Below are 12,837 nucleotides of genomic sequence, written 5' to 3'. Positions count from 1 at the left end.
CTAAACAACCAGAATCCGGAGGCCGAGCGAGGTCGAGGCCATTTTGATTTACTGGCAAAGAAGCGGATATACAGATTGATAATTTTCAAGGAATCCCCTTCAGAAAAAAATGACATAAAAAAAGGCCGATTCTAAGAACCGACCTTTTTCCACTCAACCTAATCCAAATTTTATTTTGGCAGAATAACGCCGTCAACCACGTGAATTACACCGTTGCTGCCAGTTAGATCAGCTGCAGTTACAGTGGCCCCGTTAATTTTCACTACACCGTTTGCAATAGATACTGTGAGTTCTTGACCGTTTAATGTGATTACTTTTTGGCCATCAGATAAGTCAGCTGCAAATACATTCCCAGCTACTACGTGATAGGTCAAGATTGAAGTTAATTGTTCTTTGCTCTCTGGCTTAACTAGATTCTCAACTGTTCCAGCTGGAAGTGCGGCGAAAGCAGCGTTAGTTGGGGCGAAGATTGTGAATGGACCTGGACCGCTTAAAGTTTCAACCAAACCTGCAGCAGTTACCGCAGCAACAAGTGTCGTGTGGTCAGGTGAACCTACAGCAATGTCAACAACTGTCTTTGGGGCTTCAACTGGAGCAGCAACTTCTTCTACTACCATTGTTTCTTCAGCGGTTTCCTCTTTAGGAGCGCTGCAGCTAACTGCAATAACTGTAGCGAATGAAGCGACAGCTAGAGATAAGAATTTTAATTTTTTCATTTCGTTTGTTTGTTGGGAAGTTTGATAGAAAACAGACGAGATGAATAAATGTTTAAATTTTTTTATTGTTTGCCCAACAATCCACTCTATGGGATATAAGACTATTGGATGAGTACGGCAATTAAGAGAGAAGCTTGTTTGGCACATTGATATGAGGTTGCTCAAACCCTAAAAAATGCAATTATTTTTTACTGAATTGGGATTAAATCCTAATTGAATTCATTGCTAAAGCTTAGATTAGATTGTTATTACCTCAGCACCTAAACCACCATCTTATATAATGAAAGCAGGCTTACTTCTAGGGCTCTTTTTGGCAGTTACGCTAGAAATTTCCGCCCAATCCGATACTATCACGTATCGACCAAATAAAATTAATCAGTTGAAAATAGTGCCACTTCCTGCCATTGGGTCCAACCCCGCAAATGGTTGGCTTTTCGGACTAGCACCATCTGCCACTTGGTATATGGGCGACCCGACTACCACTAAGATTTCCAACTTCGTGGGTAACTTCCTCTACACCACCAAAAAACAATGGATCTTCAGTTCGCGAAGCAATATTTTCTCAAATAACAACAAACTGATATTTATAGGTGACTGGAGGTATTTTGTCACCTCTCAATTTACCTATGGACTGGGCAGCAATTCACCGAATGAACTGGAATTAAATCCATCTCAGGGTAATGTCCTTTGGGGAAAGCAAGGAATGGATTTTCGACTGATTCGTTTTTATGAAACGATTTTAAAACGAATTGGTGATTCAAAGTTTTACCTAGGCCTAGGGTACCACCTGGACATCCACTCCAAAATCGAAAATTACAACGAAGCCCCACCGGATTTTAATCCCATCTATTCTCATGATGCATATAATAGTCGCCTTGGATTTGATTTGGATCGCTACACCCTATCCGGTATTTCATTCAATGGTGTGATGGAAAATCGAGACAAAGCCGTGTCCCCCTACGAAAAGAATTTTGCCTGGATTCAGTACAAAGTCAATCCCACATTTTTGGGTTCGGACCAAAACTCATCGCTTCTGATGATGGATTACAGACATTACATCAATTTAGATGAGCAGCGAAAAAGAAATTTGATCGCCTTGTGGGGCTTTGGCAACTTTGTAGTTTCTGGAGATGTGCCTTATATGAGCCTTCCCTCGATCACTTGGGATATGTTTGGAAGATCGGGTAGAGGCTATGCACAAGGGAGGTTTCGAGGAGAAAATATGGTCTATGGAGAAGCAGAATGGAGATTTCCACTTCAGCAAAACAAGGAGACCTTTGGAGGAACCGTCTTTCTTAATGCAGCAAGCTTCAGCAGCAAAATTGATAACGAGAAACTTTTTGCTAAAATCAACCCTGGCTACGGGGTAGGTTTTCGAATAATGATCAATAAGGAAAACCGAACTACCATTGCGGCTGATTATGGTTTTGGGCAAAAAGGCAATTCAGGGTTTTATCTGAATATTAATGAGACGTTTTAAAGTATCAAGATTTTAGTATTAAGAAATGAGAGGGGAGAAACGAGAGACAAGAGCCAAGAGACGAAAATATTCCTGAGATTTCTAAAAGATTTTCACTTTTAAATTTTATCTGGAGAGTGTTCAATAAACTGTGTCAGTTTGGTTAAAACGATTTTCAAATCGGCGGAAATCAGCGATTAAAATCAGCGAAGATCTGCGGGAACAAATCGAAGGCCTATTTACCACTAACTTTTCACTACATACCACTTACAACTTCCTGCTTCCCAATCTTCCAAACCTCCTAGCCCCCTAACATCTGTGAGCTTTTTGATTGAATTAATAAAAGAGTCAGAATTACTGGGATCGTAAGTATCTTGTATCAAGAGGGAGGAGACAAGAATATACCTGAGATTTCTAAAAGATTTTCAGTGTTAAATTTTATCAGTGAAAATCTGTGGAATCTGTGAGCCTTTTTTGAAAACCTCCTTAAATTTTGACCCGTGGCTTATCCATGACTACCTTGCTATCTAAAATCTTATTTCTTACATCAAAGTGACAAAAATCGCCATCCTTGCCTCAGGCAGCGGTACCAATGCCGAAAAAATCATGGAATTCTTTTCAGATTCCTCAAAAGCTCAAATAGCTCTTGTCGCTTCCAATAAAGCTGATGCATTTGTGCTTGAGCGGGCCAAAAAGTTTGGAGTTCCTACTTTCACCTTCTCCCGAAAAGAACTGGAAGCCGGGATTTTGTTAGAAAAACTGAAGGAAGAAAAGATCGATTGGGTGATTTTAGCTGGCTTTTTATTGAAAATCCCAGTGGAACTGATCCGAGCCTTTCCAGAGAGAATGGTCAATATACATCCAGCTTTGCTGCCTAATTATGGCGGGAAAGGCATGTATGGAAGTTATGTCCACGAAGCTGTCAAAGCGGCAGGAGATACCCAAACCGGCATCACGATCCACTTGGTCAATGAGCACTATGACGAGGGAAAAATTATTTTTCAGGCTGCAACAGAAGTCAATCAAGACGACACCCCCGATACCATCGCCAAAAAAGTTCATGCTTTGGAGCATCGGTATTTTGCGGAAGTGATTGCCAGTTTGATTTGATTCCCGATAACTTCATTATTCACCACTCATCATTCGGCGTTCGATATTTCTGGGTCAATTTAAATCTTTGATTTCCTTCCGGAAATAAATGAAACGCTAACCAATTCCTTAAAAATCGTAAATCACAAATCGAACTTTCCAAAAGCACTTAAACACCACACCTCTTTAGAGTCAAAAAACAATAAAACAATTTAAAATATTGAAAAAATTTCCACCAATCATATCGCCTTTCTGGTAGAAATTGACTTGAAACTTAAATAATTTTCTCCATCAATTGACGATATGCAGGCACTCGAACTCTCGATTTTGACCATTTCTTATACCGCTTTAGCCATTGCTATTTTTCTGCAAGTGCTATGTTATAAGCGGAATATGGAATCTTTGGAAGCCATTGCTTTTACGGTTTCACTTCTACTGTTGGTCGTATCGATCAGCCTGTCACCTTTATCCAATGATGGTGCGTCGTCGACAATTTCTACAATGATATGTATGGTTTTGATCTCCGTGACTACCTTCTTGAGTACGCTGAAGGAGCGGATTCATGCCATTCCGGAAATCTATAAGAAAATTCACTTTTGTGTGGCTGCCCTTCTCATTTTTGCAGTATTTCTCAACCAATTGAATGGTTTTGACACTTATGTCGAATATTCAATAGTGGCGTTTTTAATAGGCTCAATCGTGATTTCAATGCTAATAGTCAGATTCACCAAACCCCTAAAACGGTATGTTCATCTTGAAAGAGCAAACAGATTTTTCTCGTTTGCTTTTCTGGTTTTGGTGCCATCTAGTCTGATATTTAATTTCGGTTTTGAGGGAAATTATGCGAGTCTCCCGATAGACTTTTTGCTATACATCGGATTCACCTTACTGGCTGTCAGTAAAATTTATGATGATTTGCAACGACTGTCTCTAATCGATAAAGGGCTAGGTCCCCAGAAGCAACACTTTGAGAATTATGGACTGACTGTTCGAGAAGAGGAAATTGCAGCTTTGCTTTCTAAAGGAATCACCTATAAGGCCATATCGGATCAACTGTCGATTTCCTTGCCTACAGTCAAGACCCATGCAGGGAATATCTACAGGAAATGCAGTGTAAAAAACCGCTTTGAACTGACCCAATTGCTTAACTCCTGAAAGTGAGCCCTCATACTTTTGTATGAAATTTTTATTTAGCGTCATTTTCAGCCTATTTACCGATAGCAACTCTGGGTTTACAAAAATAATTTCGGCTCATAATTCAACTTTGAAAAAAGAATAATGAGTACAAAAGCACTTCTTGTCGCATGGTTAATAACGAATGCATTTAATGCCTTTTCCCAAGGAAAAAAACTACCTATTACTGAAACCATCGGCACAAATAAAACCACCGTATTCCTAGGCTATGAACTTGGGGAAATGGCTTTCAATAACTTCCAAAACTTCAGTGGGGAATTTGGGCTAAAGTTCAAGAATGACAATCAACTTAGGTTTGTTTACCAAAATGTGAAACTTTCGGAAAAGCATCTTTCTAGCAATTTTGCCCGAAATGTGGATGGCGAAAATATTAGGGGCCTGATGAAGAGCTATGAAGTTTTCTATGATTATCAATTATTGAAAAATATTTATTTCGGCGCTTCAGTTGGTTATGCCAATGATTACTATGAACATACCACTCTTGCCGAATCTGTGTCGAATTTATCTCCAACAGTAGGTTTTTCCCCAAGTTACAGAGAGACCGATATTTTTAAGATTAAAGGATTGTACTTCCACCTTGCAGTTCCATTTCGATATTACTTTGCCCCTTTGGAAGAAACTCAATTGGGAAATTCAAAAGTAAACAAACACCTACTTGTGAATAATATCTGGTTTTTTATCGGTTTCCAGTTTTGACTTTTAAAGTAATGTTGATTCTCAATTCTGCCGGCACCTGCTTGTCCGGTAGACCGGGAGTCATAAGATCAATGATTTACCATTTTGGTATTCGACATTGGTAGATCATAATTTTTAAGCCTTATAAACATCTTAGCATAAATCTTTTGAGAGATAGAAAGCTATGTTCTCCTATGTTTTTCCTATGTGGCCAAAAATCTTCGAGTCATCTCCCTCTCTCCGGTGAAAAACCTTTGTGAACATCGCGGCAAAAAACAAAAAGCTTTTGCTTTTCTCTGTGACCTTGAAAAAGGTCTGAATCTCCTTTCCCAATGAAGTTCTTTTAAAATCTAAACTTTTCAAAACCAATTTCTCCGTGGACTTTGCGGTGAAAAACCTTTGCGTTCCTTTGTGAACCCTGCCTGTCGGCAGGCAGGTTTGCGGCAAAAAACAAAAAACTTTAACTTTTTCCCTCCGTGGCCTATGATGAATTACATTCAACCTTCGAGGTTCTTTAGACCTCAAAGGTTTCCTACTTGCTCATTTTTCCTACCTTTGCCACTTCCATCGATTTTATCCAAATCCATTCCTCAATGGCCATCAAAAAAACACAATCTGCCCTACTTTCAGTTTATTACAAGGACAATCTTGAACCCATCATTGCGCTTCTCAAGCAACATGGGGTAAAAATCTACTCTACAGGAGGAACTCAAAAGTTTATCGAAGAACAAGGTGCTACTGTCATTCCTGTTGAGGAACTGACGAGCTATCCATCGATCTTTGGAGGAAGAGTGAAAACTTTACACCCAAAAATTTTCGGAGGAATCCTACAGCGTCGAGACCACGACGGTGACCTTGGTCAGGCGATTGAATATGGTATTCCGGCCATTGACTTAGTAATTGTAGACTTATATCCTTTCGAGGAAACTGTGGCATCGGGAGCATCTGAGGCAGATATTATTGAAAAAATCGACATCGGTGGCATCTCATTGATCCGTGCTGCTGCCAAGAACTTCAAAGATGTAATCATCATCGCTTCCAAAGCTCAGTATGGAGAACTAGAATCAAAGCTTTCCGAGCAAGACGGGGGAACAACGATCGAAGACCGTAGATACTTTGCCGCTCAGGCATTTCAAGTATCATCCAATTACGACACGCATATTTTCAATTACTTCAATCAGGCGGAGAACATCCCCGCTCTGAAAGTATCCGAAACAAAAGCCAAATCACTTCGCTACGGAGAAAACCCTCATCAAGCTGCACATTTCTATGGGGACATGGAAGCGCTTTTTGACCAGCTCAATGGCAAGGAACTATCCTACAATAATTTGGTAGATGTAGATGCAGCGGTTAATCTGATCGCTGAATTCGAAGGAGAAACTGCTTTTGCAATCCTCAAACATACCAATGCTTGCGGTGTAGCTTTAGCGCCGACTGTACAAGAAGCTTACAAGAAAGCATTCGAAGCGGATACCACCTCAGCATTCGGAGGAGTTTTGGTCACCAATCAAACGGTGGATTTGGCCGCAGCTGAGGAGATGCACAGCTTGTTTTTTGAAGTATTGATTGCTCCGCAATTCACCGAAGACGCATTAAATCTGTTGAAAGGCAAAAAAAACAGAATCCTTCTTCGTCAAAAAATGGAATTGCCAGGTACCAAAATGATCAAAACCTTGCTTAATGGTATCATCGAGCAGGATAAAGATTTGGCAACGGAAAGCAAAGCGGATTTCAAAGTGGTTACGCAAGTTGCTCCAAGTGAAAAAGAATTGGATGCCTTAGTTTTTGCAGCGAAGGTCTGCAAGCACACTAAGTCCAACACCATCATCTTGAGCAATGACACTCAACTCTTTTCAAGCGGTGTGGGGCAAACTTCCCGAGTGGATGCTTTGCGTCAAGCGATCACCAAGGCCAAGGAATTTGGCTTTGAATTGAAAGGTGCAGTAATGGCATCGGATGCTTTCTTTCCATTTCCGGATTGCGTGGAGATTGCGCACGAAGCAGGAATCACAGCGGTCGTCCAACCTGGAGGATCCATCAAAGATCAGGATAGCATTGCTTTCTGCGACGCTCACGGGATGTCAATGGTGATGACGGGAGTGAGGCATTTCAAGCACTAATTGTAGTATCAAGTAGTAAGATTTTAGTATCAAGACTAGTTAAATGACCTTTGAGGTTTCAAAAAACCTCGAAGGTCTTATTTATTACGATATATTCTGACTGATTTACTAATCGCACCTTCAGTGCTCCCTATCCCTTACTATTAATTATACCCTAAATTGCATTTGGGGCTATTACAAGACGCACCTTCAGCGCTTTTGGCGAATACTTGACAAAAAATTCCAACCTCAAATAGAAATTAAATAATCCGCATTAATCGGCGACTTTTTCTGCGGCAAACTTGCCAGAAGGCAGTCAGGTCTGCGGGAGACTATTTCAATTCTAACCAGTTCTATTGCTTGAATTTTTAACTCTGAAAGTTAAATTTTTCCTAAAAACCATTTATATTGAAGGTGAAAAAACGAAAATCATGGAAGCCATAAGAATTAAAGCCTATCCTAAAAACAAAAAGCAAATCCAGTCGATATCGGAATTTTTCTGCCAGGAAGGAATTGAATTTGAATTAGTGGAAAAAGAAGATTTTGTGAAATTCCTAAATGAAATAGAATCCAGCCTTTCACAAATCAAACAGATGCAGGAAGGTAAAATCAAAAAAGAACGAGCCAAGGATTTTTTTAATGAGCTATGAGGTAATCTTAACTAAAGACTTTAAAAGGTATTTTAAACGAAACAAGACTTTTCCTCATGAGGAATTAAAAAATTATAGGTTAAAAAAAGGCCCTAAATCTCTTGGATTCAGGGCCTTTTTGATTTTCTAATTTTGCTTCAGGAGACGCAGAATAACGATTATTTTGATTCCTTATATGCTGCTTCTGGAGAAGCAGCATAACGAAATAACTAATGCACAATACGATTTATCCTTCAGCCGGAATTCTCAATACCTGTCCAGGATAAATTTTGTCCGGATGAGTCAACATGGGCTTGTTTGCTTCAAAAATCACCGGATACTTATTAGCAGAGCCGTAAAAATTCTGAGCGATTTTTGATAGGGTATCTCCACTCACCACCGTGTGAAATTGAGCCTGAGGCTGAGGTGTAACCACTGTCAAATTATCTTCCACTGACTCCACTCCGTCTACGTTACCGACAGCCAAAACAATTTTCTCAGCATCTTGCTGTTGCTCAACTTCCCCAGAAATGGTCACTTTAGTCCCAACTAGGGATAAATTCAAGGTTTTATAGGACAGTCCTAAATTGTTTACATGATTCAATAAGGCGGATGCCTGAAGTTTTTTAACTTCTTCTTTTGGAGCCTCAAGCTCTTTTTTTCCGAATATTTTAGATCCAGCAGTTTTGATAAATGAAAATAGTCCCATTTGTTTCTAGTTTGTTTTTTGTTCAGGATTAGAGACACAAACATCTTACCTTTTTCACTTACAGAGGAAATAATTGATGATTTTTTTTATCACAAATCGCTCCATCAGAGCTCTGTTGAATCCGTGAAAATTATTTAACCCCAAATTGCATTTGGGGCTGAAACAAAGTGCACCTTCAGCGCTGTTCCTAAAAATGGATAGTAAAATCAATCCATAATTACTAAAGAATCAGTGCCACAGGCACGCTCTGTAAAAGCCTAGCATTCAAAGCTAGGTTTAAAAATTTCGCGTCAATTATTAGAGTGCTGAAAGCCTGCCTTTCCGGTCAGGCAGGCACGATCTGTATCATAATCAAGTTTAAAACTCAAAAGATTTCCCAATAAGTAAGTCCAATATTTTAAATTCAGCCAAGCAAGACACAGGATAAACCTCTTCCAAACTTTTTCAAAGTTTTAAACTTTGGAAAAGTTAACCTACCCTGCAAATTGATTTCTTTTCATTTCCCGGCCCGAATCCCCTATTTTGCAGACTGAATCCGAAAGTACATTTTCAGGTTCTTGCTTCTTGAATCTTGCCTCTTGCATCTTTCCATGAAATCGCATCAACTTAAGCTATACAACACCCTCTCCCGTCAGAAGGAAGATTTTGCACCCCTCAGCCCTCCGTTTGTCGGAATGTATGTCTGCGGGCCGACTGTTTACGGAGATGCTCATCTTGGCCACGGACGACCAGCAATCACTTTTGATACAGTCTATCGCTACCTAACTCACCTTGGATATCGGGTGAGATATGTGCGAAATATTACTGATGTAGGACACTTGCAGGGAGATGCTGACGAGGGCGAGGACAAAATCGCCAAAAAAGCCAAGCTCGAAAAGTTGGAGCCCATGGAAGTGGCACAGCAATACACTGACACTTATCATCGGGATATGGCTTTGCTCAACACTTGGAAACCGAGCATAGAACCTCGTGCAACGGGTCATATTCCTGAGCAAATCGCTTTGGTAGAAGCCATTTTGAATGAAGGATTGGCTTATAAAGTTAATGGTTCGGTCTATTTCGATGTGCTGAAATACAACGAAAGCTACCAATATGGAAAGCTATCCGGGCGAGTTCTGGACGAATTGATGAGCGGAAGCAGAGATTTGGATGGGCAGGGAGAAAAGCGAAATACGGTTGATTTTGCCCTTTGGAAAAACGCTTCTCCTGAGCACCTGATGAAGTGGGAATCTCCTTGGGGCCTGGGTTTCCCGGGTTGGCACCTCGAGTGTACTGCCATGAGTTCGAAATATCTCGGGACTCAATTTGACATTCACGGCGGAGGAATGGACCTGATGTTTCCGCATCACGAATGCGAAATCGCACAGGGAAATGCCAGCAATCACCACGATCCCGCCAAGTACTGGATTCATAACAATATGATCACCATCAACGGTCAGAAGATGGGTAAGTCTTTCGGGAATTTTATTAATCTGCAGGAGCTTTTCACCGGAAATCATAAACTTCTGGAGCAAGCTTACAGCCCGATGACAGTTCGTTATTTCATTTTAACGGCTCATTATCGTTCGACTTTGGACTTTTCCAATGAGGCTCTAAAGGCTGCGCAAAAGGGTTATAAAAAGATCATCAACGGACTTCGGATCGCCAAATCGATTGAATTCATCCCGAATTCAGAGGTTGAATTGGATCAAGAGCAAATCAAACAAGTAGAGCAAAGCATCACTTCGGCTTATCGCGCGATGGATGATGACTTCAATACTGCGCAGGCGATTGGCCATTTATTCAATTTGTTGAAAAAAATCAACTCCATTTTCACCGGACAGCTTGCTTCAGCTACTTTGGGAGAAGAAGTGTTTACAAAAATGAAAGACACCTTTGTGACTTTCATAGTGGATATCTTGGGGTTGATCGAGGAAAAAGGCGACGTTCAAAACTCCATGTTGGACTTATTGCTGAAGCTTTACTCCGAAGCAAAAATAGCCCGAAACTATGCGAAAGTGGATGAAATCAGGGCTGGGCTGAAGGAAATGGGTTTTGTGGTGAAGGACATGAAAGATAAAATTGACTGGGCATATGAAGAATAGATTTTGGCTGATTGGATTATTGGTTTTTGCTTGGGCTTGTTCTGGTGAAAAAACAACCGAAACAAGCGTAAAAGAAGTTGAAACCAAGCCCTACCCTACTTTCAACGCTGATTCAGCTTATGCCTTTGTCCAAAAGCAGGTGGACTTTGGTCCACGTGTCCCGGGGACAAAAGGTCATGCTGACACTAAAAAATGGTTGATTTCCAAATTTGAGAGCTACGGCTGGAGCGTCCAAACTCAAGATTTTCAGGCAAAAACCTACGACGGTTTGACTTGGAATCTAAGTAACATTATCGCTTCCTACAATCCAGAAGCGACCAAAAGAATTCTTCTGGCGGCTCATTGGGACACCAGAAGAATTGCGGACAAAGATACTGAGCGCCTCAACGAACCGATCGATGGAGCAAATGACGGCGGTTCCGGAGTGGGTGTTTTGATGGAGATTGCAAGAACTATTACATCTCAGGAGTTGAAACTCGATGTGGGGATTGACATCATTTTCTTTGACGGCGAAGATGACGGCGAACCCGAAAAAAGCCAAACCAGAAACACAGCCCAAGAATACTGGTGGTGTCACGGTTCGCAGTATTGGTCCAAAAACAAACACGTCCCGAATTACTCTGCCTACTACGGGATATTGGTGGATTTGGTGGGAGCTAAAAACGCCAAATTCTATCGTGAGGGTTATTCCAGACAATATGCGCCTGGGATACTTGCTAAGGTCTGGGGAAATGGCTCCAAGCTTGGGCATTCAGACTTTTTTATCCAGAAAGACGCTCCGGAAATTTTAGATGACCATGCATTTGTCAATGAATGGGGGAAAATTCCAATGATTAATATTGTTGAATTCTCTCCTGATTATGGTTTTGGACACTATCACCACACCCATCAAGACAATATGGACTTGATTGATGCTCGATCTTTGAAGGCTGTCGGAGAAACAGTTTTGTTCACAATTTATCAGGAATAGCATTTTTAATAAAGTTTTTTGCAATTTGTGCCAGTGCAGACGATTGCAGATTACAGATTAGGAAAAGCACTAGTATGAAAAGAGGTCATCAAATAACGATGAAGGAGATCGCCAAGAAACTTGGCGTATCTGTTTCCACTATTTCAAGAGCACTCAAGGACTCCCCGGAATTACACCCTGAGACTAAGCGAAAGATCGTGGAAATGGCCAAGGAGATGAATTACCAGCCCAATCTACTGGCTCAGAGTCTTCGAATTAGCCGATCCAAAACCCTCGGAGTCATCGTCCCGGAGATCACTTCGCACTTTTTCGCATCCTGTATTAGCGGAATTCAAGACCATGCCAATAAGCGGGGATACAATGTGATGATTTGTCAATCCAATGAGTCTATTGAACAGGAGAAAGCAAACATTAAAACACTGGTATCCAGCCAGGTAGATGGCCTTTTGATTTCCCTTAGCAGGGAAACCAACCAGTTTGATCACTTACATGAACTCTATAATAGGGAGATCAACTTTGTCCTTTTTGATCGAGTTCATGAAGAAATACCAGTGTCAAAGGTCACCTTCAATGACGCTGGTGGCGCATACCAAGTCACGCATCACCTTTTAGAAGGAGAGAACCGACGCATCGTATATGTTTCCGGTCCCGAAGACATGTATATTTCTAAAAAAAGAAAAGAAGGCTACCTCAAAGCGCTTGCTGAATATGGCATCCAGGAAGATTCCACTTTGATCAAAATATCTGATTTGACTTTGGAAGACAATATTCGTGTTGCCAGGGAAATTGCTGAGATGAAACCTCGTCCAGATGCGGTTTTTTGCATGATCGATCCTGTCGCTGTCGATGTATTGACAGAATGGAAATCCCTGGAGATAAAAATTCCAGAGGACATGGCACTTGCTGGATTTACAAACAACCCTACTTCGGCAGTCGTGGAACCTCCCCTAACTACCGTCTCTCAACCTGGCTATGAAATGGGTAAACTGGCTGTGACTCACCTTTTGGATCAATTGGACGGTTTGGCTTCAGAGGACCCGATTTCTATTGTTTTGGAAACGACATTAGTTCCTAGGAAGTCCTCACAGCATTTTCAGTCCAAGTGAATTTTATAACTGTAAGTGGTAAAATGTAAGTGGTGAGTAGTTTGCTATCACTACTTACCAATCACAACTTACTACTCACAACTACTTTCAACCCATGACAGAAGCAA

General features: G+C 40.9%; 11 protein-coding genes. 9 read left to right on the top strand and 2 right to left on the bottom strand.

The window, feature by feature from the left end:
• Positions 1-170: 170 nt before the first annotated feature.
• Positions 171-863: a fasciclin domain-containing protein gene (locus ACK4HU_RS15900; protein WP_409808392.1), complete on the bottom strand. Its 693-nt coding sequence runs from the start codon at positions 861-863 to the stop codon at positions 171-173.
• A gap of 133 nt (positions 864-996) precedes the next feature.
• Between ACK4HU_RS15900 and ACK4HU_RS15895 the strand changes: the two genes are divergently transcribed.
• The 6 genes from ACK4HU_RS15895 to ACK4HU_RS15870 all read left to right on the top strand — a co-directional run bounded on the left by ACK4HU_RS15895 (position 997) and on the right by ACK4HU_RS15870 (position 7,882).
• On the top strand, positions 997-2,196 hold the full coding sequence (locus ACK4HU_RS15895) for a BamA/TamA family outer membrane protein (protein WP_409808390.1): 1,200 nt from the start codon (positions 997-999) through the stop codon (positions 2,194-2,196).
• 531 nt (positions 2,197-2,727) lie between these two features.
• The gene (purN, locus tag ACK4HU_RS15890; RefSeq protein WP_409808389.1) at positions 2,728-3,285 is read left to right on the top strand and encodes a phosphoribosylglycinamide formyltransferase; all 558 of its coding nucleotides are present in this window, start codon (positions 2,728-2,730) and stop codon (positions 3,283-3,285) included.
• A gap of 282 nt (positions 3,286-3,567) precedes the next feature.
• On the top strand, positions 3,568-4,419 hold the full coding sequence (locus ACK4HU_RS15885) for a helix-turn-helix domain-containing protein (protein WP_409808387.1): 852 nt from the start codon (positions 3,568-3,570) through the stop codon (positions 4,417-4,419).
• A 123-nt stretch (positions 4,420-4,542) separates the two neighbouring features.
• A complete protein-coding gene (locus tag ACK4HU_RS15880) occupies positions 4,543-5,154 on the top strand; it encodes a hypothetical protein (RefSeq protein WP_409808385.1) in 612 nt (203 codons plus the stop codon).
• A gap of 572 nt (positions 5,155-5,726) precedes the next feature.
• Positions 5,727-7,253 (top strand): bifunctional phosphoribosylaminoimidazolecarboxamide formyltransferase/IMP cyclohydrolase, encoded by a 1,527-nt coding sequence (purH, locus tag ACK4HU_RS15875; protein ID WP_409808383.1) that lies wholly within the window; start codon positions 5,727-5,729, stop codon positions 7,251-7,253.
• Between the two features lie 410 nt (positions 7,254-7,663).
• On the top strand, positions 7,664-7,882 hold the full coding sequence (locus ACK4HU_RS15870) for a hypothetical protein (RefSeq protein WP_409808382.1): 219 nt from the start codon (positions 7,664-7,666) through the stop codon (positions 7,880-7,882).
• Positions 7,883-8,108: 226 nt separating this feature from the next.
• On the opposite strand, the gene lysM is transcribed toward ACK4HU_RS15870, so the two are convergent.
• A complete protein-coding gene (lysM, locus tag ACK4HU_RS15865) occupies positions 8,109-8,570 on the bottom strand; it encodes a peptidoglycan-binding protein LysM (RefSeq protein WP_409808380.1) in 462 nt (153 codons plus the stop codon).
• 590 nt (positions 8,571-9,160) lie between these two features.
• Between lysM and cysS the strand changes: the two genes are divergently transcribed.
• From cysS to ACK4HU_RS15850, 3 genes are all read left to right on the top strand, one after another.
• Positions 9,161-10,654 carry a cysteine--tRNA ligase gene (gene cysS, locus ACK4HU_RS15860; RefSeq protein WP_409808378.1) on the top strand — a complete coding sequence of 498 codons (1,494 nt, stop codon included), beginning with the start codon at positions 9,161-9,163 and terminating at the stop codon, positions 10,652-10,654.
• The gene (locus ACK4HU_RS15855) at positions 10,644-11,624 is read left to right on the top strand and encodes a M28 family peptidase (protein ID WP_409808376.1); all 981 of its coding nucleotides are present in this window, start codon (positions 10,644-10,646) and stop codon (positions 11,622-11,624) included. The genes cysS and ACK4HU_RS15855 overlap by 11 nt, the downstream gene beginning before the upstream one ends.
• Before the next feature lie 74 nt (positions 11,625-11,698).
• Positions 11,699-12,730, top strand: coding sequence for a LacI family DNA-binding transcriptional regulator (locus ACK4HU_RS15850; RefSeq protein WP_409808374.1), 1,032 nt, complete (start codon positions 11,699-11,701; stop codon positions 12,728-12,730).
• Positions 12,731-12,837 lie beyond the last annotated feature (107 nt).

It is taken from the genome of Algoriphagus sp. (assembly GCF_046296635.1).
GTDB lineage: Bacteria > Bacteroidota > Bacteroidia > Cytophagales > Cyclobacteriaceae > Algoriphagus.
This window is presented reverse-complemented; position numbering and strand designations above follow the sequence as displayed.